The sequence below is a fragment of the Lentzea sp. NPDC092896 genome (assembly GCF_044754905.1).
GTDB lineage: Bacteria > Actinomycetota > Actinomycetes > Mycobacteriales > Pseudonocardiaceae > Lentzea.
Map to the genome: position 1 here is coordinate 75,286 of NZ_JBIVPX010000010.1, position 24,629 is coordinate 99,914.

Consider the following 24,629-nt stretch of genomic DNA (forward strand, 5'->3'; position numbering starts at 1 on the left):
CGTCGAAGCTGGTCACAGAAGTAGGTCGAACAGGCGGAACGCCGACTCCCAGTGCTTGGTCTGCGGGTTGACCAGGGCGGGTTCGATGATCTTGAAGGTACGGGCCAGGCCGATGCTGATCCCGCCGGCGATGTGCGGCACTTGGGCCTCGGCCTCGTCCGAGAGGGTGATGTCCGGTGGCCTCGGCACCATCGTGTCCAGGGCGTTCTCGAGCTCGGCGAAGAGCTTGTCGAACTCGCGCATGCGTTCCTGCAGGCCCTTGGTGATCGGGAAGTCGTAGGCCTGCACCACGTCGCGCGCGTTCGTCTTCGCCGTGATCCCGGCCATCAGGTACATGTCCCGCAGCTGCTGGTCGATGAAGTCGTTGTAGCGCTTGAGGTCGTCCTTGTCGACGTCGAGGCCTGCCGCGGCGCGGAAGAAGTGCTCGAACCTGGCTACGTTCATGACCGGCACGGTTGGCTCCTCATCTGGGGTCCTACGATCATCGCGGCCGCGCGCTGCCCTCTCGACGTGCTCGCGGGACGAGATCCGGTCGTCGGTTTCACCCTGCGGGGACAGGACGTCTCGGTGCCCTGACCAAGTGGCGACCGCGTTTCTCGCTTCCGGCAGCGCGCCGAGAAACGTCGTGCGGAACGGTTCCGCCAACGCCGTGGTGATCGGCTCGGCCGGTGCGCCGTGGATCCTCAGCCGCCAGCCCGACACGATCCGGGTGTCCATGAAGAACGTGCCCTGGGCCCCTTCGGCGTGGATGTCACCGTCGTGCCCGCACACGCAGAACGACGTGCCGTTGACCAGGGTGACCGTGCCGGCGGAGAGCGCGGTGGGGTGGCCGTCGAACGCCCAGCCCCCGGGTCATGTCGTCCGGGCGTGGAGATCGAGCGTCATCGTCCTGCCGTCTCTCGTGATGGGCACCACCAGAGGCTGGCAAGGGTTCGGCGCGGCGCGCTTTCTCCTGCGAGGACGAACTTTGCCGCTCGCGTTGGGCCTGCGGAGTCAGGTCTCGGCGGTGACCGTGTGAGCCGGGTTTTGACGGGTAGCCGGGCGCATGTTCCCAAGAGTTCTGGCGTTTTTGTTGTTGTTACTGGGTTTGGTCGCGTGCACGGACAGCCGGTCCCCGCCACCTGCAAGTACCGGTGCCGGTTCCTACGCCGACGTGGTCACGCGCACCGCGCCGTCCGCGGTGACCGTCCGGGTCGAGGACGGTGTGGGCAGCGGCGTCGTACTGCGTTCCGACGTCATCGTGACCAACGAGCACGTGGTGAAGACCAACCGGCAGGTGCGCATTCGGTACGCCGACGGGCAGGAGTCCGGTGGTGAGGTGATCGCCACGGATCCGTTGTCGGATCTCGCGGTGGTCCGCACCGAGCGGAAGAACCTGCCTGTCGCCGAGTTCCACGCCGAGTTGCCCAGACCGGGCGACACCGTGCTCGCCATCGGGAGTCCACTCGGGCTGGAGTTCACGGTGACGGCGGGAATCGTGTCCGGTCTGCACCGCACGCTGTCCGGCGGTCCGCAGGTCGAGCTCATCCAGACCGACGCGCCGATCTCGCCCGGCAACTCCGGTGGTGCGCTGCTCGACTCGTCCGGACGCGTCATCGGCATCAACGAGTCGTACATCCCGCCCGCGCAGGGTGCGGTGTCCCTGGGGTTCGCGATTCCGTCCGGCGTGACCCTGGACGTGGCGGAGAAGTTGCTGTCCGCGGGGAACGTCGAACACCCGTACCTCGGTGCGTCTCTGGGAGACCTGACGCCGGAGATCCGATCGCGGTTCGGGATCACCACCGAGCGCGGGGCTCTGGTGCTGGAGGTCGAGCCCGCAGGGCCGGCTGAGGCCGGTGGGCTGCGCGCCGGCGACGTGGTCGTGGAGATGAAGGACCAGCAGGTCGCCGGCGTCCAGGACGTCCAGGCCGTGCTGCGGTCCTCCCGCGTCGGGGAACGGATCCCCGTCTCGGTGCGACGCGGGGACCAGCTGACCCAGTTGACGGTTGCCCTGGGCAGCCGATGAGCGATCGGAGATTGCTGTGCTGGAGATGACGTCCGTTGCCGCTGCGGTGATCAGGGACCTGATGGCGGGGGAGGGGCCATCCGCGGGACTGCGGCTCGACTTCGCCGACGGCGACCTGCACGTCACGCGCGCCGCCGCACCTGAGGAGGGCGACGAGGTGGTCACCGCTCGTTCGGGCGAACGTGTCTTCGTCACGCCGGAATCCGCGGACTACCTGGACGACAAGGTTTTTGACGCCCGCACGGACACCGACGGCACCCCGGTCTTCGGGGTGTCACGCCGATGAGCACCCCAAGAAGGCAGGGATCATGAAAGCTGTCGTGTACAAGAAGCCGTACGAGGTAGCCGTCGAGGAGGTGCCGGAGCCGAAGCTCGAGCATCCCAACGACGTGATCGTCCGCATCACCTCGACCGCGATCTGCGGATCGGACCTGCACATGTACGAGGGGCGGACCGCCGCGGAACCGGGAATCGTGTTCGGGCACGAGAACATGGGTGTGGTCGAGCAGGTCGGTGATGGTGTCACGGGGATCAAGCAGGGCGATCGGGTGGTGATGCCGTTCAACGTCGCGTGCGGGTTCTGCGTGAACTGCGTGCGCGGCTACACGGGGTTCTGCCTCACGGTGAACCCCGGGTTCGCCGGCGGCGCCTACGGATACGTGTCCATGGGCCCGTACTCCGGCGGGCAGGCCGAGAAGCTCCGCGTGCCGTACGCGGACTTCAACTGCCTGAAACTGCCGCCGGGAACCGACCACGAGCTCGACTTCGTGTTGCTGGCCGACATCTTCCCGACCGGCTACCACGGCTGCGAGCTCGCCGAGGTCACTCTCGGCGAGTCGGTCGCGGTGTTCGGCGCCGGGCCGGTCGGCCTGATGGCCGCGTACTCCGCGCTGTTGCGGGGTGCGGCGAAGGTGTTCGTCGTCGACCGCGTCCCGGAACGGCTGCGCAAGGCCGAGGAGATCGGCGCCGTGCCGATCGACTTCACCCAGGGCAACGCCGCGCAGCAGATCGTCGAGCAGTGCGGCGACCTCGGCGGTGTGGACAAAGGCGTCGACGCCGTCGGGTACCAGGCGCACTCGGACAGCGGTACCCACGAAGAACCGGCCGTCGTGCTGAACTCGTTGATCGAGACGGTTCGTGCGACCGGCATGCTCGGTGTTCCTGGTCTCTACGTGCCTGCTGACCCCGGCGGGCCGGACGAGCAGTCGAAGCAGGGCATGCTGCTCGTGTCGATCGGGCGCATGTTCGAGAAGGGCCTGCGCATGGGCACGGGCCAGTGCGATGTGAAGCGCTACAACGCGCGGTTGCGTGACCTGATCATCGCGGGCCGTGCGGAGCCGAGCTTCGTGGTGTCGCACGAACTCTCACTCGACGAGGCCCCGATGGCGTACGAGAAGTTCGACAAGCGGGTGGACGGTTTCACCAAGGTCGTGCTGCACCCATGACCGGAAACGGTCGCTGAGTTCGTCCTCGTCTGCCCAAGCGCTGCCGCGACCGGTCCGTCGAAGATTTGCCTCCCGGATTCGACGCGAGGAGGCGCACGTGGAGCACGACCGGTTGCGGATCGCGATGGTGTCGGCGGAGGAACCCAGTACAGGACAGCGTGTGCACGTGGCGGGACTGTCGGCGGCGCTCGCGCGCCGCGGCCACGCTGTCACGGCCTACACCCGCCTGGAGAGCGCACTTTCGCCGGATCGCGAGCGCACGGAGCTCGGGTACGACGTCGTGCGCCTGTCAGCCGGGCCTGTGGTGCCGATCGACGAGAACGAGATGATCTCCCAGCTCGGCCGGCTCGCCGACCTTCTCGGACGCGAGTGGCGCGACGCCCCGCCGGACGTCGTGCACGCGCACGGATGGACATCGGGACTGGCCAGCGTGCTGGCCGAGCACCAGGGGATTCCCGTGGTGCAGACGTACTACGGACTCGGCGGTTCGGTCAGGAGGTCGCTGGCGGAACGAATCGTCGGCCGCGAGGTCACGCGGGTCGCCGCGATGTCGTCCAACGAGATGCTCGCGCTTGCCCGCACCGGTGTCGGCCGGAGCCGGATCTCGGTCGTTCCTACCGGTGTGGACGTGCAGATGTTCACACCGTGGGGACGAACGGCACAACGCGGCACGCGGAGTCGCATCGTGACCGCCGCGCCGCAGAGAGGTCTGGCGGACCTGGTGAAGGTGCTGTCCCACGTGGAGGACGCCGAGTTGCTGATCATCGGTGGACCGGGGAAACGGCGGATCGGTCAGGACCCCGGAATGCGGCGGTTGCGCGCGCTCGCCGTGAACGCCGGTGTGGCGGACCGCATCGTGTTCACCGGAGGCGTGTCACGGGAGCGGACGGTCGCATTGCTGCGTTCCGCGGACGTCGTGGTGTGCACGCCTCGGTGTGAACCGGTCGGTCACGTCTCGCTCGAGGCGATGGCGTGTGGCGTGCCCGTCGTGGCGACCGCGGTGGGCGCGTTGGCGGACGCGGTGGTCGACGGGGTCACGGGTCTGCACGTCCCGCCTGGGAGACCGCGTCTTCTGGCGAAGGCGTTGTGCGGGCTGCTCGCTGATGGCGTGCGCCGCCAGGAACTCGGTGCCGCGGCTCGTGATCGGGCGTGCGCGCGGTATTCGTGGGACCGGATCGCGGCCGACACGCTGCGGGCTTACGAACGGGCGGGCGTGCGGGGAGCCGGGCTCCGAAAACGGACGAAGACGAGTCGCCAGGCGGATGGTGCCGGGCGCGCCACGACAGTTGACTGAGCATGTGGATCTTGAGTTCTGCGGGGGCGGGCCTGGCGTGGTGATCGCCGAGGTTCGCGGCGTCCTCGACGAGCGCTCGGCCAGGCAGTTCGAGGAGACCGTGCCGACCGGCCTCATCGGACTGGACTGGCCCCTGGTGCTGATGGTGGTGGATCTGCGCGCAGTGTCCGAGATCGACGCGTGCGGGGTCGCTGCCCTCGTGCGGGTCACCCGGCTGGCGGGGTCTCGCGACGTTGAGGTGTTCGTCAGCGGCGGCAGCGCCCTGTTGGGGTTCAGCGGTGTCTGCGGCTTCTTCTGAGCGTCTCGGACGGCGACTCCCCGAACCGGCGGCGATACGTTCCCGCGAACCGTCCCAGATGGACGAACCCCCAGGAAGCGGCGGCGTCGGTGACGGTCAGGCCCGGCGCCGCCGCTGTGAGGTCGCGGTGCACACGCCCCAGTCGCACGTCGCGCAGGTACGTCGTCGGCGACACCCCGGTGTGCAGTCTGAACCCGGACTGCAGCGCCCGCGCCGAGATCGCGACCGCCGCGGCCAGAGTGGTGGTGGTCCACGCCTCGTGCGGCCGTTCCTCCAGCAGTTCCAAGGCCTCGCGCACCGGCCCCCGCGGGATGCGGTGTGCTCTCTCCAGCTCCGCGCGGTGATCGTGCCGCAGGGTGAGCAGCAGGCCGTCCAGCACGAGTTGTTCCAGCGTGGCGGCCGCGAGGGGGTGGCGGCGCAGCAGTGCCGGCCCCTCGAACTCCCGCAGGAACGGGGCGAGCACGTCCAGCACGCCCGGTTGCGGTGCGGTCGCGAACGCGATCCGGCTCACCGGACGCCCGAGCATGGCCGCGAGCCGTTGTTCCAGCGTCACCCGTTCCACCATGAGGCACAGCTGCGCGCAGTCGGCGCTCCACTTGATCGACGCCGGTTCGTCCGGCAGATAGGCGACCGTCTCGGTGGGACCGGCGTCCACCGACACGCGGCCGAACGACGACCGCGCACGGCCCTGCACCGGCATGTTGAAGTGGTACGCGAACGCGTTCGTCGTGCGCATGTCGACCTCTTGGCCGTACGAGAGGTAGCCGGCCGTGAGGGAACCGAGCCGGACCGCGTTCAACCGCATGTCGAGCGGCGTGTCCCTGCCCGCGGGAGCGATCTGGTGCGGCAGGAACACACGGGTGACCGAGTCCTCCGCCTCATCGATCCGGGTCGCGCGGCTCACCGGATGGTTGAGTAGTCTCTCCACGCTTCACAGCATGCCAAACGGGTGATTGCGCCCGTCTGCCTCATCTGCTTGCTCCGAACGAGAGGTGGTCGTGGACGAGCCGGACCACCATCGCGCCCTCGCCGACCGCGGAGCCGACCCGTTTGATCGACCCGCTGCGCACGTCGCCGATCGCGAACACGCCCGGCCGGTTCGTCTCCAGCGGGAACGGCCTTCTGCCCTTCTGCCACCAGGAGTCGTCGGTGGCGACGTGTTCACCGGTCAGGACGAAACCGTCGTCGTCCAGCGCGATCAACGATGAGAGCCAGGTCGTGCACGGCCTCGCGCCGATGAACACGAACAGCGCCCGCACCGGCAGGGCGCGCCGGTCGTGGTTGCGGTTGTCCTCCACGACGACGCCGTCGAGCTTGTCGCCGCCCAGCAGCTCCACGACCTCGTGGTGCATCAGCACCTCGATCCGGGGATGGCTCGTCACGCGGTCGACCAGGTAACGGGACATGTCCTTGTTCAGATCGCCGCCGCGCACCACCAGGTGGACCTGGGGGACCCGGTCCGCGAGGAACACGGCGGCCTGGCCTGCCGAGTTGCCCCCGCCCACGATCGCGACAGGGTTCGCCCGGCACTCGCGTGCTTCGTGGATCGTGGCGGCGTAGTACACGTCGGTCGACTCGAAGTCGGCGAGCCGGGGCAGGTCGAGCCTGCGGTAGCGCGCGCCGGTCGCGATCACCAGCGATCGCGTCCTGACCTCCGACGAGTCGTCGAAGCCCACCACGTAGTGGCCGTCGTGCGCGGAGAACGAGACCGCCTCCGCGGACACGTTCACGGGCACGCCGAACTTCCCGGCCTGCAGGACCGCGCGTTCGGCCAGCTCCGGGCCGGAGATGCCGGCCGGGAAACCCAGGTAGTTCTCGATCCGCGACGTCGTCCCGGCCTGGCCGCCGGCGGCGACCGAGTCGACGGCCACCACGCCGAGCCCGTCCGCGGCGCCGTACACGACGGCCGCGAGGCCACCGGGGCCTGCTCCGACCACGAGCAGGTCGGTGAGGTCGCCCGGCGGGGACGACGCGTGCAGACCGAGTGCCTGGGCCAGCTCCCGGTTGCCCGGGTTGCGCAGCGTCCCGCCGCCGGGCACCACGACCACGGGGATCTCGTCGACGGTCACGCCGAACCGGCGCAGCAGTTCCTCGGCGTCGCTGTCGTTGTCGGTGTCGACCAGCCGGTGGGGGATCCGGTTGCGCGCGGCGAACTCCAGCAGCCGCTTGGTGTCCGGCGAGAAGCACGAGCCGATGATCTGCAGGCCGCTACCCCTGCCGATCAGCACCGCTCGGCGCATCAGGTACGCGCGCAGGACCAGGCCTCCCAGCACCGGGTCGTTGCGCACCAGCTCGTTCAGTTCGGCCGCGGTCAGCTGGACGACCTCGCCGGGCCGTGCGACGACGGCCGTCACGAACGACGGTTGCCCTTCCAGCAAACCGAGTTCGCCGAGGAACCGGCCCGGTCCGTGCACCCGCACGACCTCGCCGTGCTCCAGCACCTGCACGACACCGCTGACGATCACGAAGAAGTCGTGGTCGCGGTCGCCCTCGGCGTACAGCACCTCCCCTTCTCGTGTCGGGCGCCTGGTGCCGTGCAGCGCGATCTGGTCGATCTGGTCGCCGTCGAGGCGGGGGAAGGCGCCGTGCTCGTCCGGTGTCTCCTGCGGCCCGGACGAACGCTGCTCAGACGAAAGCCTGGTGGACATAACACCACCGCCAGTTCTCGCCGGGTTCGAAAGAACGCACGATCGGATGGCCGATGCCGAAAGCGTGCCTGCGCGCGTGTTTCATCGGCGAGGAGTCGCAGCAGCCGACGTGTCCGCAGGTGAGGCACAGTCGCAGGTGAACCCACGGCGTGCCCGAGAGGAGGCACTCACGGCAGCCTTCCGGGGTCTGCGGCACGACCTCGCGCACGAGCGCGAGGTGTTCGTCCACGATCGTGGTCATCGGTCCTCCCGTGTCACGTCGTCGAGCACCAGCGACAGGCCGACCCCCAGCAACCACACGTCCTTCGCCAGCGAGATGCCCTGTTCGGTCGGTCGCAGGCTGCCTTTCTGTCGCATCCCGGGTGTCTTCAGGTAGAGCCCGAGCAACCCGCCGGCGAACCCGGTGAGCGCGGCACCGGCGACGACCGCGGGCACCAGCGGCACCAGCAACGCCACGCCGGTCATGATCTCCCCGGCCGCGAGCAGCGTCGTGAACCGCTGGGCGTCGAGCTTGCCCAGCACCGGGTACGTGGTCGCCGCGAAGCCCTGCAGGGACTCTGCGGTCTCCTGGTCGGCGTGCAACTTGCCGAGTCCCGAGTTGAGCACGTACGCACCGGTGGTGACGCGCACGGGAAGTTGGCGCAGCAGGTATCTGCTGATCATGTCTTCACCTCCTGGACGAGAGCCTTGTCGAGCCAGGCGCGCAGCTGGGGCGCGGGCACCGCGCCGGGTTGCCGGGCGATCACCTCACCGGCGCGCAGGATCATCAGCGTGGGTATCGAACGCACGTCGAACCGTTCTGACAGACGGGGTGCGCGGTCGACGTCGACCCGCACGAGCTTGATGTCGCCGGCCCGTTCGTGTGCGAGCTGGTCGAGCACGGGGCTGACCATCCTGCACGGCCCGCACCACGTCGCCCACATGTCGACCAGGACGGGAACCTCCGCCTGCTCGGCCACCTCGGCGAAGTCGTCGTCGAGCGCGTCGACGATCCACGGCAGCGGCTGGCCGCAGTTGCCGCACTTCGGCTTGCCCTGTGCGACAACGGGTATGCGGTTGGTCTTGCCGCAGTTCTGGCAGGCGATGTCCGTCGTCCTCATGCGGCCGCCCTGCTCTCACCGGACGTGACGACGGACAGCTCGTCGTCCACCACGTCCACCCGGATCGTCGTGTTCTCCGCCAGGTCACCCGCGATCAGTGCGCGGGCGACGCGCGTCTCGACCTCGTGCGCGATGTAGCGGCGCAGGGGCCGTGCTCCGTAGACGGGGTCGAAGCCGCGCAGGGCGATGAACTCGCGGGCCGGTTCGGTGAGCTCGACGTCGATCCGGCGTTCGGCGAGGCGGGCGCGCAGTTCGGCGAACTGCAGGTCCACGATGCGTTCGATCTGTCCCAGCCGCAGTGGCGTGAACAGGACGATGTCGTCGACGCGGTTGAGGAACTCGGGCCGGAAGTGGTCGCGCAGTGACGCCAGCACGGCCCCGCGCGCGTCCGGTTTGATCTCCCCGTCGGGGGTGACGCCGTCCAGCAGGTGCTCCGAGCCGATGTTGGACGTCATGATGATGACGGTGTTGCGGAAGTCGACAGTGCGGCCCTGCGCGTCGGTGATCCGGCCGTCGTCGAGCACCTGCAGGAACGTGTTGAACACGTCCGGGTGCGCCTTCTCCATCTCGTCGAGCAGCACGACGGAGTAGGGCTTGCGCCGCACCGCTTCCGTGAGCTGTCCGCCCTCGTCGTAGCCGACGTACCCGGGAGGCGCGCCGACGAGCCGCGAGACCGTGTGCTTCTCCTGGTACTCGCTCATGTCGAGGCGCACCATGTTGTCCTCGCTGTCGAACAGCGCCGCCGCCAGCGTCTTCGCCAGCTCGGTCTTGCCGACCCCGGTGGGGCCCAGGAAGATGAACGACCCGATCGGCTTGCGCGGGTCCTTCACACCCGCCCGCGCACGGATGATCGCGTCGGCGACCAGCCGCACAGCGTCCTCCTGGCCGATCACCCGTTCGTGCAGGATCTGGTCCAGCTTCAGCAGCTTCTCCCGCTCGCCCTCCTGGAGCCTCGACACCGGGATGCCGGTCCACGCCGCGACGATCTCGGCGATCTCGTCCTCGGTCACCACTTCCTTGAGCAGCCGGTGCCCGCCCTGTTTGCCGGCGAGCCGTTCCTCCTCGGTCGCGAGCTGGCCCGCCAGCTCGGTGAGCGTGCCGTAGCGCAGTTCCGCGGCCCGGTTGAGGTCGTAGGCGCGTTCGGCCTCCTCGGCTTCGCGGCGCACGCGTTCCAGCTCGCCGCGCAGGTCCTGCACGCGCCGGATGGCCTGCCTCTCCGCCTCCCACTGCGCGGTCATGGCGTCGAGCTCGGCGCGCAGGTCGGCGAGCTCCTTGCGCAGCGCGGCCAGTCGTTGCCCGCTGGCCTGGTCGGTCTCCTTGGCCAGTGCGGCTTCCTCGATCTCCAGCCGGGTCACGCGCCGCGACGTCTCGTCCAGTTCGGCCGGCATCGAGTCGATCTCGGTGCGCAGCCGTGCGCACGCCTCGTCCACCAGGTCGATCGCCTTGTCCGGCAGGAACCTGTCGGTGATGTAGCGCCGGGACAGCACCACGGCGGACACGAGCGCGGCGTCCTGGATCTTGACACCGTGGTAGACCTCGAGACGTTCCCGCAGCCCGCGCAGGATCGAGATCGCGTCCTCCGGCGACGGCTCGGCCACGACCACGGTCTGAAACCGTCGTTCCAGCGCGGCGTCGGACTCGATGTGCTTGCGGTACTCGTCGAGCGTGGTGGCGCCGATCATGTGCAGCTCACCGCGCGCGAGCATGGGTTTGAGCATGTTGCCCGCGTCCATCGATCCCTCGGCGGCACCCGCGCCCACGACGGTGTGCAGCTCGTCGACGAACAGCAGGATCCGGCCCTCGGCGGCCTTCACCTCGGCGAGCACGGCCTTGAGCCGCTCCTCGAACTCGCCGCGGTACTTGGCGCCGGCCACCAGGGAGCCCATGTCGAGGGAGAAGACCGTCTTGTCCTTGAGGCCTTCCGGCACGTCGCCGCGCACGATCCGCTGCGCGAGGCCCTCGACGATCGCGGTCTTGCCCACACCTGGCTCGCCGATCAGCACCGGGTTGTTCTTGGTCTTGCGGGACAGGATCTGGATCACCCGGCGGATCTCCGCGTCCCGGCCGATCACCGGGTCGAAGTCGCCGGTCCGCGCGTCGTTCACGAGGTCGCGGCCGTACTTCTCCAAGGCCTCGTACGTTCCTTCCGGCGTGGCACTGCGCACGCGCTGGTTGCCGCGGATCCTGGTCAGGCCCTCCAGGAACCGGTCCCGCGTGACGCCGTGCTTCGCCAGGACCTGACCGGCCTTGGTGCCGTTGCCCTCTTCCGCCAGCGCGAGCAGCAGGTGCTCGACGCTGACGTACTCGTCCTTGAGTCGCTTGGCTTCTCGTTCCGCGGCGTCGAGAACGCCCATCAGCCGGCGGGTGACGCTGACCTGTCCGGGTTGGACACCCGGTCCGGTCACTTTGGGGCGGCGGGAGAGCGCGGTCCGCACGTCCTCCGTCAGCGCCTGCACGTTCACGTCCGCCTGGGTGAGCAGACGCGGCACCAGGCCGTCGGGCTGCTCGACCAGAGCCATCAGGAGGTGTTCGCCGTCGGTCTCGGTGTGCCCGAGCCGCTGGGCGACCTCCTGGGCGGATTGCAGCGCCTCCTGCGACTTCTGCGTCAGCCGGTTCAGATCCACAGCCGGTTCACCTCCATGATGTTTCACTCCCGCGCACTTGTGCTTCGAGGACTCGGATCCGGTCGAGCAGGTCCAGGACGAGCCCGACCGCGTTGTAGTTGAGCGAGAGCCCGGCTCGCAGCCGCTGGATCCGCGCGATGCGGGCCGCGGTGTCCGGTGGGAACCACAGCCGTCCGCCGTCGTCCACCGCGCACTCGATCAACCCGAGCGCGGCGAACCGGCGCACCAGTTCCGGATGGAGTCCTGTGTGGACGGACACGCGGTCGACGCTCAGCCTGGCTGGTTTCGTCAGGACGTACATCACGAGCCTCTCGGGTCGAAGTCGGAGACCGCGGCGAGTTCCTCGAAGAGCTCCCGTTCCCGCCTGCCGAGCTTTTTCGGGACCATGACCTTCACGACCGCGTAGAGGTCACCGGCTTTACCGCGCGGGTTCGGCATGCCCTCACCGCGCAGCCGCAGCCGTCGTCCGCTCGACGAACCGGCCACGACGCGGACCTTCGCCTCGCCGCCCGGCGTCGTGATCGGCACGGTGGCGCCGAGGGCCGCCTCCCACGGCGCGACCGGCAGGTCCACGACGACGTCGCGGCCTTCCAGCCGGTACCGGGGGTGCGGCGCGATCCGGACCACCAGGAACAGGTCCCCGGACGTGCCGCCGCCGGAGCCTTGCCCGCCCTGGCCGGACAGCCGGATGCGTTGGCCGTCCACCACACCGGCTGGGATCGTGACGTCCAGGTCGCGGTCGCCGATCGTGAGCCTGCGCTGGACGCCCCGGTAGGCGTCCTCGACCGAGAGCGTCAGTTCGGCCTCCTGGTCGGCGCCCGGAACCGGACCGCCGCGGCCGCTACGGCGGAAGACCCCGCCGAACAGGTCCTCGAAGTCGAAGTCCTCGAACCCGCCGTGGCCCGGTCCGCTCGTGTACACCGTGCGTCCCCGAGGAGCGCGTTCGCCGTAGTCCTCCGGGACGCGGCGGAAGTCCTCCCCGAACCGGTCGTACCGCTTGCGTTGCGCCGGGTCCGAGAGGACCTCGTAGGCCTCGCTGACCTCCTTGAACCGGTCCTCGGCACCGGGGTCGCGGTTGACGTCCGGGTGGTACTGCCGCGCGAGCTTGCGGTACGCCCGCCCGATCTCGTCGTCGCCCGCGCCACGTGGCACGCCGAGCACGTCGTAGAAGTCCGTGGCCACGCTGGCTCACTCCCTCCGGCGCGACACCGCGACCGCGGCGGGACGCAGATCGCCGTAGCCCGGCCGCAGCACGCGCACGACCGTGTTCGCCGGCGCCTCCTGGTCGTCCTGCACCATCACGACCTCGTGCACGGCCGGGTCGAACGGCACGCCGGTGGCGTCGTGACGCGGGTAGCCGAGCCGGGCAAGCGCCTCGACGGCCTGGTCCAGGGTCGCCCGCACGCCTTCGGCGAACGCGTCGTCGGAGGCGTGCCCGAGCGCGAGTTCCAGGTTGTCGAGCACCGGTAGCCAGGCCGCCGCCACCCGCCCGCGTTCGGCGGTGCGTTCGCGGTCGAGATCCCGGTCGTGGCGCTTGCGCACGTTCTCCAGCTCCGCCATGGCACGCAGCCAGCGGTCTTCCAGTTCGGCGATGTCCCGTTCCGGGGCCGGCACCTGAGGAGGGGCGGCGTCGGCCCCGGAACCAGCCGCGGAGTTCGCGGCGTTCCCCTGGGTGGTCATCGTGGTCAGACCCGGTCGAAGTCGGCGTCGATGACGTCGTCGTCCGAGGCTGTGGCCGAGTTCCCGCCGGAAGACGGCGGTGGCGCGGACGACCGTGCCGCCATCAGGCCGTTCAGCACCTGGGTGAGCTCGTCGGTCAGCTCCCGCACGCGCTCGACAGGCGCCTCGTTCTGCAACGCCTCGCGCGTCTCGGAGACCAGCATCTCGGCGCGGGCCTTCTCGTGCGCGGGCGCGTTGTCGCCGAGGTCGGACAGGGTCTTCTCGACCTGGTAGGCGATCGAGTCGAGCGTGTTGCGGGCGTCCACGGCCTCGCGCAGCCGCCGGTCCTCCGCCTGGTTCGCCTCGGCGTCGGTCACCATCCGGTCGATGTCGGACGTGTCCAGGTTCGAGCTCTCGCTGATGGTGATGCCCTGCTCCGCGCCCGTGTCCTTGTCGCGGGCGGTCACGTTGAGGATGCCGTTGGCGTCGATGTCGAAGATGACCTCGACCTGCGGTTCACCCCGCGGCGCGGGCCTGATCCCGGTGAGCTGGAACCGGCCCAGCACGCGGTTGTCGGCCGCGCGTTCGCGTTCGCCCTGCAGCACCACGACGTCCACGGCGGGCTGGTTGTCCTCGGCGGTGGAGAACACCTCGGAGCGGCGGGCCGGGATCGTCGTGTTCCGCTCGATGATCCTGGTCATCACGCCGCCGCGGGTCTCCACGCCCAGCGACAGGGGAGTCACGTCGAGCAGCAGCACGTCCTTGACCTCGCCCTTGAGCACACCGGCCTGGACCGCGGCACCGAGTGCCACGACCTCGTCCGGGTTGACGCTCATGTTCGGGTCCTTGCCGCCGGTCAGCCGGCGGACGAGCTTCTGCACGGCGGGGATCCTGGTCGAACCGCCGACGAGGACGACCTCGTCGATGTCGTTCGCGGACACCTTGCCGTCGGCCATGGCCTGCTCGACCGGGCCGAGGCAGCGCTCCACCAGATCGGCGGTGATCTGCTCGAACGTCGACCGCGTCACGGTCTCGGTCAGGTGCTTCGGACCGCCGGAGTCGGCGGTGACGAACGGCAGGCTCACCTGGGTCTGGGCGACCGAGCTGAGCTCGACCTTGGCCTTCTCCGCCGCCTCGTAGAGCCGTTGCAGCGCTTGGGCGTCGTTGCGCAGGTCGATTCCGGTGTCGTTCTTGAACTTGTCCGCCAGGTGGTCGACGAGCCTGCGGTCGAAGTCGTCGCCGCCGAGGTGGGTGTCACCGGAGGTGGAGCGCACCTCGACCACGCCGTCGCCGACGTCCAGCAAGGACACGTCGAACGTGCCGCCGCCCAGGTCGAACACGAGTACCGTCTCGTGTCCCTTCCTGTCCAAGCCGTACGCCAATGCGGCCGCCGTCGGCTCGTTCACGATCCGCAGGACCTCGAGACCCGCGATCCGGCCGGCGTCCTTGGTCGCCTGGCGCTGCGAGTCGTTGAAGTACGCGGGCACGGTGATCACCGCCTCGCGCACCTTCTCGCCGAGGTAGCTGCTCGCGTCGTCGACCAGTTTGCGCAGCACCTGTGCGCTGATCTCCTCGGGCGCGTAGAGCTTGTCGCGCACCTTGAAGCGCACCGAGTCGTTCGGTCCGCCGACGACGTCGAACGTGACCGTCTTCGCCTCCTCGTCGACCTCGTCGAAGCGGCGGCCGATGAAGCGCTTGGCCGAGTAGATCGTGCCCTTGGGGTTCAGCACGGACTGGCGCTTCGCCAGCTGCCCCACCAGCCGTTCGCCGCTCTCGGTGAACGCCACGACGGACGGCGTGGTCCTGGAACCCTCGGCGTTCGCGATCACCACGGGTTGACCGCCCTCCACGACCGCGATCGCGGAGTTCGTCGTGCCCAGGTCGATTCCCACTGCCGTGGCCATTACGCCGCACCCCCGGCGGGGGTCATGCCGGAGAGCAGCCGCTGTGCCTCGTCCGCGATCTCGTTGTCCACGACGAGGTCGTACCGGCTCGGCACCATCATGGTCACGGAGCTGAAGTCGCGCCTGCCGCGCTGCAGCGCGTAGAAGATCGCGCCGATGACGGCGCCGATGAGCGCGCCGAACACCAGGCCGTACAGGGCGAGCGTGAACGCGGCCACGAGCGGGTTGATGAGGTCGAACAGTCCGAAGATCCAGCCGAACAGCAGGCCCGGAATGGCACCGGACATGGCACCGTTCAGCAGCGCGCGGCCCCAGTTCATCCGGCCGACGACCTGCTCGACCATGCGGACGTCGACGCCGATGATCGCGGTGCGCTCGACCGGGAACTTGTTGTCCGACAAGTAATCGACGGCGTGTTCGGCGTCGCGGTAGCTGGTGAACGACGCGATCGTGCGCCGCTGCGACGCGCTCTGCGCGATGCCACCGCTGGTGTCAACGCGCATATGCGCACCGGTGTGATGAGTTGTCATGGCTACCCCCTCAGGCGTCGACGGTCGTCTGCTCGGAAACCTCGATCTTGCGAGGCTTGCTCGACTCGGCGATCGGAATCGTCAGCACGAGCACGCCGCGTTCGAACTCGGCGGTCAGGTCACCGGCGGCGAGCATGTCGCCGAGGAAGAACTGGCGGCTGAACTCCCCGTGCGGCCGTTCGTCGATCAGCACCTCGTCGTTCTCGTGCCGCAGCGGGCTTCGCACGGCCTTGACCATGACCACGTTGCGTTCCACGGTCACGTCGACGTCCTTGCTGTCCACGCCCGGCAGGTCGAGTGCGACGATGCACCGGTCACCGCGGCGGAACGCCTCCATCGGCAGCGCACGCGGGGTGCGGGCGGTGTGCTCGGACAGCCGGTCGAGTTCGCGGAACGGGTCGAATCGCATCAGTGTCATCTGGGCTCTTCCCCTTCTGGATCTTGTTTTCCGGGGCCGTGCATCACATTCACCCTGGCGAAGACATGCGTGTGGCGCGTCGTCCTGTGAGGGCGAAACCCACCCTCCGCGCTAGACACGGCAGAACAACGATGGCGGCACTAGGCTGATTGACGGGCAGCAACCGTGCGGAGGGGGAATGACTGACAGCACCGAAGGCATGGACAGTGGGGCTCGCGCCCAACTGTCCACTCTCTACGGCCTCTTCGTGCTGTCGATGAAGATGTTCAGCGGCAGGGATCCGGCGAAGATCCTTGCCCTCGCGGCGACTTCGGTGCCGTCACTGGGTCCGTGCACGGTCGCGGCGACCTACCTCATGACCAACGGCAGCCTGGAGCGACAATCCGCGGGACGTCCCACTGATCCAGAACTCGATCTGGCCGTGTCCGAACTCGACGATCGTGGTTCCGGCGTGATGGCTCCCGACGGCACGTGGCGCTGGGCGTTCCCGTTGAGAGGAGCGAACGGTCTGGCCGGCTGCCTGGTCGTGGTGGCGCAGTCGGAACCGACGGCCGACGAGATGTTTCTGCTCAAGGTGCTCGGCCAGCAGACCAGCGCCGCGCTGGCGAACGCGACCCTGCACCGCAAGGAGGATGCATACGCCGACGGACTGCGCCGGTCCAACGACGAACGGTCCGAGGTGAACGCGCAGCTGACCACGACGGTGAACAAGCTGCGGCAACAACAACGAGTGCACGAGGTGCTGACCGGTGTGAGCGCCAGCGGTGCCGGTGAACAGGGAATCGCGCACGCGCTCAGTGAACTCACCGCGCTGCCCGTGGCGATCGAGGACCAGTTCGGCAACCTGCGCGCGTGGGCAGGGCCGGGCCGTCCTGACCCCTATCCGAAACTGCCTGCGCGGCGCAGGGAGGACCTGATGCGCCGTGCCGCCCGCCGGACGTCCCCGCTGCGAGAGCGGGACCGGCTGATCTCGCTCGTCAAGCCGCACCACGAGGTGCTCGGCGTGATCGCCTTGATCGATCCGGCGAGAACCTCGCGGGAGTACGAGATCTTCACGTTGGAGTACGGCACGGTCGTGCTCGCGTCGGAGCTCGCCCACCAGCGCGGCCTCGCCGAGGTGGAACTGCGGCTGCACCGCGAACTCGTGGACGACCTGGTGACCGGCACGGACAACGACAGCGCCTACGCACGCGCCGGCGCACTGGATCACGACCTGCGCGGTGCGCACCGCGTGGTGGTGGTGCAGTGGGGCAGTGCCCAGACCGACAGCGCTCTGTCGCACGCGTTGTCCCATGCGCTCACCACGCTCGAGTGGAAGGCGTTGTGCTCGCGGCGCTCCGGCGTCGGCGTTGTGATCGTGCGCGGACAACCGGACGGTGAGGCGCTGTACCGGTCAATGGCGCAGGAACTGGGCACCGACGCAGGCCTGGTCGCCATCGGTGGCACCTGCGACACACCGGACCGGCTGCCGCGATCGTTCAAGGAGGCGGTGCGCACGTTGCGCATCCGGCAGACGTCGCGCAATCCCCGCGGTGTGGCGTCGTTCGAACAGCTCGGCCTCTACCGGATCCTCGACACGGGTGAGAGTCGCGCTGAAGTCACGTCGTTCGTGTGGGAGTGGCTGGGCGGCCTGATCGACTACGACAACGCGCGGGGCGCGGACATGGTCCGCACGCTCTCCCAGTTCCTGGAGTGCGGGGGCAACTACGACCGGACCGCGACCGCGCTGATGATCCACCGCAGCACGTTGCGGTACCGGCTGGGCAGGATGAAGGAGATCACCGGGTTCGACCTCGGCGACGTCGAGACCCGGCTGAACGTCCACGTCGCGACTCGTGCGTGGCAGGTCCTGCAGGGGCAACCGCTGGAGGGCCGGTGACGAACGCGGTGTTCGACGGCGCGACGCTCGAGATGCACTCCCACCTGTGCGTGTTCCACCACGGTCCCGCCGAACGGGACGACCTGTTGATCCCGTTCCTGTCCGACGGACTTCGCCGCGGCGAGGCGTGCCAGTACTTCGCCGTCGCGGGGGAGAAGGGCGACGCCGAACAGAGACTCGGAGGTCCGCACCCGCGACTTCGGGTGCAGGAGCCGGAAGACCGGTACCAGTGCGACGACGTGCTGGACAGCGACGCGATCCTGGCCGAGCTGGACGAGTGGACGCAGAGGGAGGGGACACCGTGCCGGGTCGCGGGCGACATGGGCTGGGTGGGAAGGTCGCACAGCCGGGAAAAGCTCGACGCGCTCGTCCAGCACGAGATGAACGCGAGCCTGTGGGTGAACAGGCGCCCGGTGTACGCGTTGTGCTTCTACGACCTCGAAGTGTTCGATGGTGACGTGATCGTCCCGATGGTGAAGGCCCATCCGCAGATCTGGATGACGGGCGTGCTCCTCGACAACCCGTACCACCAGTAGCCTGCGGTCCGGTCATCGGTGGATTCCGGATGACTATCCGAGTTCTCGCGGGGTACTCGGTGGCACATGCAGGAGACCGTAGTGCTCGGCCTGCTCGCCGATCCCGGGTTGGCCACCGACATCGTGGAAGACCTCGCCGAAGATCTGCCGCAGCGGCTGAGCCGCGACGTGGACGGTGACGTGGAGTGGCGGGTGGTGCCCGTCTGCGACCAGTTCGCCGCCGATGAGCACGGCTCTGTGCGGCATGTGGTGCAGGCGGTGCGTGATCAGGTCGTGGAGGAGCGATGCGATCTCTGGGTGTGCCTGACGGACCTGCCACGCAGAGACGGCACCGATCCGGTGGTGGCCGACGCCAGCGCCGACGACGGGCTGGCTGTCGCGTCGCTGCCGGCACTGGGTAGCTGGGGCCTGCACCGCAAGACCGGTGACGTGGTCAGCGCCCTCGTGGCCGAACTCAGGGACCGTGAGGCCCCGATGAAACCGCTCGCCCGGCGGGTCGACTCACCCAGCGACGACATCGGCGTGCGGTTCGTGGCCCCAGGCCTTCGCGGCCGGCTGCGGCTGTTCGCGGGCATGATCAGGGCGAACCGGCCGTGGCGGCTCGCGATGGGTCTGTCCAGCGTGCTCGTCGCGGCGCTGGGAACGGGCGCGTACACGTTGATCAGCACGACCATGTGGCTGCTCGGCACACAATCGAGCGTGGTCAGGCTGGTGGCGGCGACACTGTTGTCGATCACTGCCATGGTGGTGTGGCTGATCGTCACCCACAAGCTGTGGGAGCGCCCGTCCGACGCGATCGGGAGGGAACGGGCGCGACTGTACAACCTCACCACGGTGCTCACCCTGGTGCTGGGGATCTCCACGCTGTACCTGGCGTTGTTCGTGGTCGTGCTCGCCTCGGCCGTGCTCGTGCTCGAACCGTCCGTGCTGGCACAGGAGATCGGCCATCCGCCGGCTGTGCGCGACTATCTCGGCATGGCGTGGCTCGCCGCGTCGGTCGCGACCGTGGCCGGTGCGCTCGGTGCGCGGCTCGAGAGCGACGAGGCGGTGCGCAACGCCGCATACGGCTACCGCCAGCAGGAGCGCCGCGAGAAGCTCCAGGCGTGACCCCGCAGGTCTATGGCCTGCCAGGGTTTTCCGCCTCGTGGACCGAAGCGTCGCACGCGTGCGGTGCGGCACCGTCCTCACCTCGAAGATCTGCTGGAGGTGAGCAATGGTGGTTCCCGTCGCCGTCGCGAGTACGACCAGAGTCCGTGTGATCCGTCTGAGCGGAGAGATCGATGCGTCCACTGTGGACCTGCTGGTCCACGCGATCGAACCGCATCTGGACCTGACACAGGGGACGATCATCGTGGACCTGAGCGAGGTCACGTTCCTCGGCACCGCGGGCCTGAGGGCGCTCGTACGGGCCGAGCGACACGCGAACCGGATGGGGTCGACACTCTGCCTGGTCAGTGGGACCACCGCGGTGAAGCGGTCCCTGGCGGTGCTGGACGTGCTGCGCGGGTGACCCGGCTGGGGCGTCAGGGTTTGAGGACGACCTTCTCACAGTCGTCCTGCTTGTTCTTGAACATCTCGAAGCCGCGCTCCGCCTCCTCCAACGGGAGCGTGTGTGTGATGATCCGGGTGGGATCGATCTCCCCGCGCTCGATGCGCTCCAGCAACGGCTTCATGTAGCGGTGCACGAGCATCACCTGAAGTCAGCGCTGAACCGCTACGTGACTCACTACAACCACCGACGGCCACACAGAGCGCGGGACCACGCCCCACCACGACCCGATTACCCCCTCACAGAATCAGGTTGTGGGTCCGTTCGTCGTCGGCGAGTACTCGGCGGCTTGATCAACGAGTACGAACCCGCAGTGGCCTGAGGCGCAGGTCAGACCGCCGGGCCTAGTTTTGGCACCCCACAAGCTGCGAGACTGGCACTCAGGAGCAGCGTTTCGCTTTGCTGCGAACTGGTCGGTGGCGCCGCGGCCGTTGCCAACGAAATCCTCGCAGGCCCGGCGTGGATCGCTCGAACTTCCTGATCGACGCCCCTCGCCGGTCGCCGCCGGCTGCGTGACCACCGGCGAGGAGCCTCGACGGCAGTGGAAATCAATGACCGTTGGCGGCGATAGCGACGTGCTTCCACTGCTCCCAGGTGTCCAGCCGCGACTGGTAGAGGCCTGGGACGATCATGGTGGGCATCGTGCCGAAGAAGACCCGCAGGGGCGGCTGTTCGGCGTCGACGACGTCCAGCAGGGCCGGTCCGGCGGCGGCCGGGTCACCGATCAGCTCTGGCGGCGTCTGCTTGCCGCGTTCGGCCATGGCCTGACGGATCGGGTTGTACTGGGGCTGCGGTTCGGCGCGCACCGCGCTGGAACCGGACCAGTCGGTGGCGAAGCCGCCGGGCTCGACGAGGGTGACTTTGATGCCGAACGGCGCGACCTCCTGGGCGAGTGATTCGCTCAGGCCCTCGAGGGCCCACTTGGAGGCGTGGTAGCCGCCGAGGTTGGGGAACGCGGCGACACCGCCGATGGTGGAGATCTGCACGATGTGGCCGCTGCCTTGCTGTCGCAGCAGCGGAAGGACGGCCTGGGTGACGTGCAGGACGCCGAACAGGTTGACCTCGAACTGCTCACGCAGCTGCTGTTCGGTGATCTCCTCGATCGCGCCGAAAAGCCCGTAGCCGGCGTTGTTGACCACGACGTCGAGGCGTCCGAAGTGGGCGCTGGCCTGCTCGACCGCGGCGACGACGCCGACGCGGTCGGTGACGTCGAGCTGGAGCGGCAGGACGGCGTCGCCGAACTCCTCGACGAGGTCGTCGACGTCGCCGAGCTTCCGGACGGTCGCGGTCACCTTGTCGCCGCGGCTCAGGGCTGCCTTGGCGAACTCCTTGCCGAACCCGCGTCCGGCGCCGGTGATGAACCAGATCTTGGTCATGAATGCCTCCTTGATGGCTGACGCCACCGTACGCCAAATCTGTCACTCGGTGTCAAGAGTGGCGTGTGATGCTAGCCTTGGCGGGTGGAGTCACCGTCGCTGCGGGAGCGCACCCGCCTGGCCGTGCGCCAGCAGCTGCTCGACACGGCCCTGGCGCTGTTCCTTGAGCGGGGCTACGAGGCGACGACGGTGGACGAGATCGCGGCGGCGGCCGGGATGTCCAAGCGCAGCTTCTTCCGCTATTTCGGCAGTAAGGAAGACGTGATCCTCGGCAAGCACGAACGCCTGGGGGAACAGTTCGTCGACGCCCTGCGCGCCCGACCGCTCGACGAGCCGCTGTGGACGTCGCTGCGGCGGATGTTCGACGACGTCGTCGACTACATGACGGATCCGGTGCAGGCCGCCGGTGTGGCGGAGCTTCAGCGGGTGATCAACGGTTCGGCGTCGTTGCGCGCGGCGTACCTGGACCGGATGCTCGGGAATCAGTCCCGCATCGCCGACGTCGCCCGGGAACGAGCCCGCGAAGCGGGCCGCGGTTGGGACGACGCGGATCCGGCTCCGCTCGCGCTGGTGGGCGCGGCCTTTGCCTGCCTCACCGCGGCGTACGCCTCAGCGGCGGTCGGCGGTGGGCCGTTGCACGAGGCCCTTGACCAGGCCATGGCGGCGGTCGGCCCACTCGCCTGAACCGCGAGAGCGGGTGAGGTGCGAGGCAGGTGCTCAGCCGGCTGCGGAGGCCGGGATCAGCCGCCACCCACGGCTTGGCCAGCGCGGCGGCGTTCACTTTCCGCAGGCGTGGCAACCAGATCGGTTGGTCGGCGCCGCGGGGTGAGAGCACGCTGAGGGGGTTGTGAGTGCCGAGAAATGCGTCCCTTTAGGTCAGAAGGCATCGCGTGGTACCGAATCATCATCGGGCATGATCGCGGCCGTGCTGGTCCGTTTCGCCTACCTCGCCGTCTCTAAAGCCTTCGCCGCGTTGTGGCTGCTGCGTATGACCGAGCGTGAGAAGGACGTCGAGATCCTCGCGTTACGCCACCAACTCGTGGTCCTTCGCCGGCAACTCGGCGATCAGCGTCCACGATTGCGGCCAGAGGACAGGGCGTTGCTCGCAGCCTTGCTGGTACCCGTGGCCCGCGCGACGTTACGCCGGCTCCGACTGCTGGTCAGCCCCGACACGGTGCTGAGGTGGCATCGCGACTTGTTGAAGCGCCGCCATGCCCGAACGAGCGTGAACCGTGGGCCTGGACGTCCGCGCACTGTTGCTTCGATCCACCGTCTCGTCCTGCGTCTGGCTAACGAGAACCCCTCGTGGGGGTATCGACGTATCCACGGTGAGCTCGTGCTTCTCGGTGTCGCGGTCGCCGCGTCGACGGTGTGGGAGATCCTCAAGACTGCTGGCGTTGATCCGGCCGCGCGCCGGACGACTGTTACCTGGGCTGACTTCGTGCGTTCGCAGGCGGAGGCGATTCTGGCGATGGATTTCGTCGAGACGGTCACGCTGACCGGGCAGCGCCAGTACATTCTCGCCGTCATCCACCACGCCAGCCGGCGTGTATGGATAGCCGGCACCACCGCGCACCCCACCCATGCCTGGGTCACCCAGGCCATCCGGAACTTGCTCATGGACCTCTAGGACACCGGACACGCTGCGCGGATTAGGTTCCTCATCCGTGATCGAGACGCCAAATATCCCGCGTTGATCGACGATCTCTTTGGTTCCGTGGGGATTGCGACGGTAGTAACCGGTGTCCGGATGCCCCGCATGAACTCCATCATCGAACGCTGGGTGAAGACATTTCGCGCCGAACTGCTGGACCGCACGCTGATCTGGAATCAAGCCCACCTACGGCACGCGCTGCGCGAGTACGAGCGGCACTACAACCAGCACCGCACCCACCGATCCCTCGCCGCCGCAACGGCCTTGCGAGACCGACCAGAACCCCTTGGACCTGACCGGATCGAACGCCTCGCGGTACTCCGACGGGACCGTCTCGGCGGAGTCCTCCACGAGTATCGGCATGCCGCTTGACCTGTGCGGACGTAATTTTCGGCACGCACACCGCGGCGAGCTGTTGGACCGCACACTGATCTGGAATCAGTCCCACCTACGCCACGCGCTGCGCGAGTACGAGCGGCACTACAACGGACACCGCACCCACCGGTCGCTCGCCGCCGCAGCACCCTTGAGGGCCCGGCCGCAGCGTCTTGAACCCGATCAGATCGAGCGCCTGACCATAGATCGACGGGACCGTCTCGGCGGAGTCGTCCGCGAGTACCACCATGCTGCTTAACCTGCGTGGATGCAGTTTTCGGCACGCACAGCGCTCGCCGTTCACCGATGCTGACCTGGCCCACACCCGGCAGCCGTCTTGGCCAAGGTCCTGCGGGACCCGCGTATCTATCCGTGGACTGGTGCGGGCTGTCCTGGGATGAACGCGATGACGAAACAGAAGACCACGAACTCTATCCGCGCCCGCGAACTGCAGCGTGCGTCTGGGTGAAGTACACCGTCGCCAGGCGAGCTGTTGACCAGGACACACCCCAGTTGGTGCTGATCACGGCACTACGACGCGTTGGCCTGGACGAGCAGGCTGACAGCCTGGCCGATCTCGTTGCCTACAGAATCCGCGAGATGAGTGGTACCGAGCCCTGGAATGACGAACTTTCCTACGACTGGGAACTGGGACTGACCAAATCGGCGTTTGCCGCGCTTGTCGCTGCTACATCGCGGCCGGACGCTGCGGACCTGCTCACGGCGTCGATCGGCATGCTCGAGGTCCTCGACGTCGGGTTCACTGCCGACGCCATCCGTGGCCACGAACTCGGTGGCGTCCCTGCGGCAGTTCTTGATACTCCGGTTGCACGCCTTGCCTATAGGGCCGCGCAGGCGCTGGTCGGGGCCACTCGCATCCCAGCATGCCAGAGATGAGGAGTGGACTGACTGCATCGCGCGAATCGAACAGGCACGCCAACTCGCCCGAGAAGCCGCGCAGGCGTCACGCTTGTCGTAACGCCTGCACATGCTGGCAACAACGAGAACGGTGCTTGCCTGACCTCATCCGCAACGCGCCGTCGACCTCATCGCCGCACGAGACACCCTTGCGGACCGCGCTCAAGACCTGGGACTGGATGCCGCCGAGCGACAGGCGATCCAGAAGGCGGTCTCGGCCCTGTGCACCTGGCTCGGCGGAACCCTCTGGTGGCACACCGCCGGAACCACCATCCGTTATCGCCCCGGCGCCGCCGTGCCACCTGTACCGCCCGACCTCCTCCACAACGCCAGAGTGACAAACTCACAGCGCTCGCGATCTCGCGATGTACATCATCCAACGGTCCTTGGAGATGTCACAAAGCTGACCCTCGGAAG

Annotated in this window: 30 protein-coding genes and 1 pseudogene; 14 read left to right on the forward strand and 17 right to left on the reverse strand. The window is 68.4% G+C overall.

From position 1 onward, the window contains the following. Window positions 1-12: 12 nt before the first annotated feature. Both ACIQF0_RS37205 and ACIQF0_RS37210 read right to left on the reverse strand, forming a co-directional pair. Window positions 13-444 carry a DUF1931 family protein gene (locus ACIQF0_RS37205; RefSeq protein ID WP_401038553.1) on the reverse strand — a complete coding sequence of 144 codons (432 nt, stop codon included), beginning with the start codon at window positions 442-444 and terminating at the stop codon, window positions 13-15. Between the two features lie 216 nt (window positions 445-660). Then, window positions 661-771 (reverse strand): annotated as a pseudogene (locus tag ACIQF0_RS37210) (glycogen debranching N-terminal domain-containing protein); the annotation flags it as partial. Window positions 772-781: 10 nt separating this feature from the next. Here ACIQF0_RS37210 and ACIQF0_RS37215 point away from each other — a divergent pair. From ACIQF0_RS37215 to ACIQF0_RS37240, 6 genes are all read left to right on the forward strand, one after another. Further along, window positions 782-1,018 carry a hypothetical protein gene (locus ACIQF0_RS37215; protein WP_401037737.1) on the forward strand — a complete coding sequence of 79 codons (237 nt, stop codon included), beginning with the start codon at window positions 782-784 and terminating at the stop codon, window positions 1,016-1,018. A gap of 135 nt (window positions 1,019-1,153) precedes the next feature. After that, the gene (locus tag ACIQF0_RS37220) at window positions 1,154-2,005 is read left to right on the forward strand and encodes a S1C family serine protease (protein WP_401037739.1); all 852 of its coding nucleotides are present in this window, start codon (window positions 1,154-1,156) and stop codon (window positions 2,003-2,005) included. Window positions 2,006-2,021: 16 nt separating this feature from the next. Further along, on the forward strand, window positions 2,022-2,291 hold the full coding sequence (locus ACIQF0_RS37225; RefSeq protein WP_401037741.1) for an iron-sulfur cluster biosynthesis protein: 270 nt from the start codon (window positions 2,022-2,024) through the stop codon (window positions 2,289-2,291). Between the two features lie 22 nt (window positions 2,292-2,313). Then, on the forward strand, window positions 2,314-3,450 hold the full coding sequence (locus tag ACIQF0_RS37230) for a glutathione-independent formaldehyde dehydrogenase (RefSeq protein ID WP_401037744.1): 1,137 nt from the start codon (window positions 2,314-2,316) through the stop codon (window positions 3,448-3,450). A gap of 97 nt (window positions 3,451-3,547) precedes the next feature. Next, a complete protein-coding gene (locus ACIQF0_RS37235; RefSeq protein ID WP_401037747.1) occupies window positions 3,548-4,744 on the forward strand; it encodes a glycosyltransferase in 1,197 nt (398 codons plus the stop codon). Window positions 4,745-4,748: 4 nt separating this feature from the next. Further along, window positions 4,749-5,042 (forward strand): STAS domain-containing protein, encoded by a 294-nt coding sequence (locus ACIQF0_RS37240; protein ID WP_401037749.1) that lies wholly within the window; start codon window positions 4,749-4,751, stop codon window positions 5,040-5,042. Here the strand turns inward: ACIQF0_RS37240 and ACIQF0_RS37245 are convergent. From ACIQF0_RS37245 to ACIQF0_RS37300, 12 genes are read right to left on the reverse strand one after another with little or no spacing between them, the layout of a single operon-like run. Beyond that, window positions 5,017-5,970: an AraC family transcriptional regulator gene (locus ACIQF0_RS37245; RefSeq protein WP_401037752.1), complete on the reverse strand. Its 954-nt coding sequence runs from the start codon at window positions 5,968-5,970 to the stop codon at window positions 5,017-5,019. The genes ACIQF0_RS37240 and ACIQF0_RS37245 overlap by 26 nt on opposite strands. A gap of 40 nt (window positions 5,971-6,010) precedes the next feature. Further along, a complete protein-coding gene (locus ACIQF0_RS37250; protein WP_401037755.1) occupies window positions 6,011-7,690 on the reverse strand; it encodes an FAD-dependent oxidoreductase in 1,680 nt (559 codons plus the stop codon). Beyond that, complete coding sequence (locus ACIQF0_RS37255; protein ID WP_401037758.1) at window positions 7,668-7,931, reverse strand: UBP-type zinc finger domain-containing protein; 264 nt, start codon at window positions 7,929-7,931, stop codon at window positions 7,668-7,670. Before ACIQF0_RS37255 ends, ACIQF0_RS37250 begins: the two co-directional genes overlap by 23 nt. Next, complete coding sequence (locus ACIQF0_RS37260; protein ID WP_401037761.1) at window positions 7,928-8,353, reverse strand: hypothetical protein; 426 nt, start codon at window positions 8,351-8,353, stop codon at window positions 7,928-7,930. The genes ACIQF0_RS37255 and ACIQF0_RS37260 overlap by 4 nt, the downstream gene beginning before the upstream one ends. Further along, window positions 8,350-8,790, reverse strand: coding sequence for a thioredoxin (gene trxA / locus ACIQF0_RS37265; RefSeq protein ID WP_401037764.1), 441 nt, complete (start codon window positions 8,788-8,790; stop codon window positions 8,350-8,352). The genes ACIQF0_RS37260 and trxA overlap by 4 nt, the downstream gene beginning before the upstream one ends. Further along, a complete protein-coding gene (gene clpB, locus ACIQF0_RS37270) occupies window positions 8,787-11,414 on the reverse strand; it encodes an ATP-dependent chaperone ClpB (RefSeq protein ID WP_401037766.1) in 2,628 nt (875 codons plus the stop codon). The genes trxA and clpB overlap by 4 nt, the downstream gene beginning before the upstream one ends. Before the next feature lie 7 nt (window positions 11,415-11,421). Further along, window positions 11,422-11,673 (reverse strand): chaperone modulator CbpM, encoded by a 252-nt coding sequence (locus ACIQF0_RS37275; RefSeq protein WP_401037768.1) that lies wholly within the window; start codon window positions 11,671-11,673, stop codon window positions 11,422-11,424. Window positions 11,674-11,714: 41 nt separating this feature from the next. Then, window positions 11,715-12,596 (reverse strand): DnaJ C-terminal domain-containing protein, encoded by an 882-nt coding sequence (locus ACIQF0_RS37280; RefSeq protein WP_401037769.1) that lies wholly within the window; start codon window positions 12,594-12,596, stop codon window positions 11,715-11,717. A gap of 6 nt (window positions 12,597-12,602) precedes the next feature. Then, window positions 12,603-13,094, reverse strand: a complete 492-nt coding sequence (locus tag ACIQF0_RS37285) for a nucleotide exchange factor GrpE (RefSeq protein ID WP_401037771.1) — start codon at window positions 13,092-13,094, stop codon at window positions 12,603-12,605. A 5-nt stretch (window positions 13,095-13,099) separates the two neighbouring features. Further along, the gene (dnaK, locus tag ACIQF0_RS37290; RefSeq protein ID WP_401037773.1) at window positions 13,100-14,977 is read right to left on the reverse strand and encodes a molecular chaperone DnaK; all 1,878 of its coding nucleotides are present in this window, start codon (window positions 14,975-14,977) and stop codon (window positions 13,100-13,102) included. Continuing rightward, entirely contained in the window at window positions 14,977-15,480 is a 504-nt protein-coding gene (locus tag ACIQF0_RS37295) for a general stress protein (protein ID WP_401037775.1), read from the reverse strand. Before ACIQF0_RS37295 ends, dnaK begins: the two co-directional genes overlap by 1 nt. A gap of 37 nt (window positions 15,481-15,517) precedes the next feature. After that, on the reverse strand, window positions 15,518-15,925 hold the full coding sequence (locus tag ACIQF0_RS37300) for an Hsp20/alpha crystallin family protein (RefSeq protein ID WP_401037778.1): 408 nt from the start codon (window positions 15,923-15,925) through the stop codon (window positions 15,518-15,520). 178 nt (window positions 15,926-16,103) lie between these two features. On the opposite strand from ACIQF0_RS37300, the gene ACIQF0_RS37305 reads away from it, so the two are divergent. The 4 genes from ACIQF0_RS37305 (at window position 16,104) to ACIQF0_RS37320 (ending at window position 19,850) form a co-directional block, all read left to right on the forward strand. Continuing rightward, window positions 16,104-17,804 (forward strand): PucR family transcriptional regulator, encoded by a 1,701-nt coding sequence (locus ACIQF0_RS37305; RefSeq protein ID WP_401037781.1) that lies wholly within the window; start codon window positions 16,104-16,106, stop codon window positions 17,802-17,804. Continuing rightward, entirely contained in the window at window positions 17,801-18,340 is a 540-nt protein-coding gene (locus ACIQF0_RS37310) for an MEDS domain-containing protein (RefSeq protein ID WP_401037783.1), read from the forward strand. Before ACIQF0_RS37305 ends, ACIQF0_RS37310 begins: the two co-directional genes overlap by 4 nt. A 66-nt stretch (window positions 18,341-18,406) precedes the next feature. Next, window positions 18,407-19,447, forward strand: coding sequence for a hypothetical protein (locus tag ACIQF0_RS37315; RefSeq protein WP_401037785.1), 1,041 nt, complete (start codon window positions 18,407-18,409; stop codon window positions 19,445-19,447). Between the two features lie 106 nt (window positions 19,448-19,553). Next, complete coding sequence (locus ACIQF0_RS37320; protein WP_401037789.1) at window positions 19,554-19,850, forward strand: STAS domain-containing protein; 297 nt, start codon at window positions 19,554-19,556, stop codon at window positions 19,848-19,850. Window positions 19,851-19,863: 13 nt separating this feature from the next. On the opposite strand, the gene ACIQF0_RS37325 is transcribed toward ACIQF0_RS37320, so the two are convergent. Next, on the reverse strand, window positions 19,864-20,025 hold the full coding sequence (locus ACIQF0_RS37325; protein ID WP_401037792.1) for a hypothetical protein: 162 nt from the start codon (window positions 20,023-20,025) through the stop codon (window positions 19,864-19,866). 412 nt (window positions 20,026-20,437) lie between these two features. Beyond that, window positions 20,438-21,265, reverse strand: coding sequence for an SDR family oxidoreductase (locus tag ACIQF0_RS37330; RefSeq protein WP_401037794.1), 828 nt, complete (start codon window positions 21,263-21,265; stop codon window positions 20,438-20,440). An 84-nt stretch (window positions 21,266-21,349) separates the two neighbouring features. On the opposite strand from ACIQF0_RS37330, the gene ACIQF0_RS37335 reads away from it, so the two are divergent. The 3 genes from ACIQF0_RS37335 (at window position 21,350) to ACIQF0_RS37345 (ending at window position 23,291) form a co-directional block, all read left to right on the forward strand. Beyond that, on the forward strand, window positions 21,350-21,949 hold the full coding sequence (locus ACIQF0_RS37335; RefSeq protein ID WP_401037797.1) for a TetR/AcrR family transcriptional regulator: 600 nt from the start codon (window positions 21,350-21,352) through the stop codon (window positions 21,947-21,949). Window positions 21,950-22,178: 229 nt separating this feature from the next. Continuing rightward, window positions 22,179-22,895 (forward strand): hypothetical protein, encoded by a 717-nt coding sequence (locus ACIQF0_RS37340; RefSeq protein WP_401037800.1) that lies wholly within the window; start codon window positions 22,179-22,181, stop codon window positions 22,893-22,895. Window positions 22,896-23,024: 129 nt separating this feature from the next. Next, window positions 23,025-23,291, forward strand: coding sequence for an integrase core domain-containing protein (locus tag ACIQF0_RS37345; protein ID WP_401038556.1), 267 nt, complete (start codon window positions 23,025-23,027; stop codon window positions 23,289-23,291). A gap of 76 nt (window positions 23,292-23,367) precedes the next feature. On the opposite strand, the gene ACIQF0_RS37350 is transcribed toward ACIQF0_RS37345, so the two are convergent. Next, the gene (locus ACIQF0_RS37350; protein ID WP_401037802.1) at window positions 23,368-23,544 is read right to left on the reverse strand and encodes a hypothetical protein; all 177 of its coding nucleotides are present in this window, start codon (window positions 23,542-23,544) and stop codon (window positions 23,368-23,370) included. A 215-nt stretch (window positions 23,545-23,759) separates the two neighbouring features. On the opposite strand from ACIQF0_RS37350, the gene ACIQF0_RS37355 reads away from it, so the two are divergent. Beyond that, window positions 23,760-24,191 (forward strand): hypothetical protein, encoded by a 432-nt coding sequence (locus ACIQF0_RS37355; RefSeq protein ID WP_401037805.1) that lies wholly within the window; start codon window positions 23,760-23,762, stop codon window positions 24,189-24,191. Window positions 24,192-24,629: the final 438 nt, after the last annotated feature.

Coding starts and splice junctions, on each gene's coding strand:
- ACIQF0_RS37300 (WP_401037778.1), bottom strand. CDS start 15,925: ATGACACTGATGCGATTCGACCCGTTCCGCGAACTCGACCGGCTGTCC.
- ACIQF0_RS37345 (WP_401038556.1), top strand. CDS start 23,025: ATGAACTCCATCATCGAACGCTGGGTGAAGACATTTCGCGCCGAACTG.
- ACIQF0_RS37340 (WP_401037800.1), top strand. CDS start 22,179: ATGATCGCGGCCGTGCTGGTCCGTTTCGCCTACCTCGCCGTCTCTAAA.
- ACIQF0_RS37320 (WP_401037789.1), top strand. CDS start 19,554: ATGGTGGTTCCCGTCGCCGTCGCGAGTACGACCAGAGTCCGTGTGATC.
- ACIQF0_RS37250 (WP_401037755.1), bottom strand. CDS start 7,690: ATGTCCACCAGGCTTTCGTCTGAGCAGCGTTCGTCCGGGCCGCAGGAG.
- dnaK (WP_401037773.1), bottom strand. CDS start 14,977: ATGGCCACGGCAGTGGGAATCGACCTGGGCACGACGAACTCCGCGATC.
- ACIQF0_RS37350 (WP_401037802.1), bottom strand. CDS start 23,544: ATGGTGGTACTCGCGGACGACTCCGCCGAGACGGTCCCGTCGATCTAT.
- ACIQF0_RS37255 (WP_401037758.1), bottom strand. CDS start 7,931: ATGACCACGATCGTGGACGAACACCTCGCGCTCGTGCGCGAGGTCGTG.
- ACIQF0_RS37305 (WP_401037781.1), top strand. CDS start 16,104: ATGACTGACAGCACCGAAGGCATGGACAGTGGGGCTCGCGCCCAACTG.
- ACIQF0_RS37285 (WP_401037771.1), bottom strand. CDS start 13,094: ATGACCACCCAGGGGAACGCCGCGAACTCCGCGGCTGGTTCCGGGGCC.
- ACIQF0_RS37230 (WP_401037744.1), top strand. CDS start 2,314: ATGAAAGCTGTCGTGTACAAGAAGCCGTACGAGGTAGCCGTCGAGGAG.
- ACIQF0_RS37260 (WP_401037761.1), bottom strand. CDS start 8,353: ATGATCAGCAGATACCTGCTGCGCCAACTTCCCGTGCGCGTCACCACC.
- ACIQF0_RS37330 (WP_401037794.1), bottom strand. CDS start 21,265: ATGACCAAGATCTGGTTCATCACCGGCGCCGGACGCGGGTTCGGCAAG.
- ACIQF0_RS37205 (WP_401038553.1), bottom strand. CDS start 444: ATGAACGTAGCCAGGTTCGAGCACTTCTTCCGCGCCGCGGCAGGCCTC.
- ACIQF0_RS37315 (WP_401037785.1), top strand. CDS start 18,407: ATGCAGGAGACCGTAGTGCTCGGCCTGCTCGCCGATCCCGGGTTGGCC.
- trxA (WP_401037764.1), bottom strand. CDS start 8,790: ATGAGGACGACGGACATCGCCTGCCAGAACTGCGGCAAGACCAACCGC.
- ACIQF0_RS37295 (WP_401037775.1), bottom strand. CDS start 15,480: ATGCGCGTTGACACCAGCGGTGGCATCGCGCAGAGCGCGTCGCAGCGG.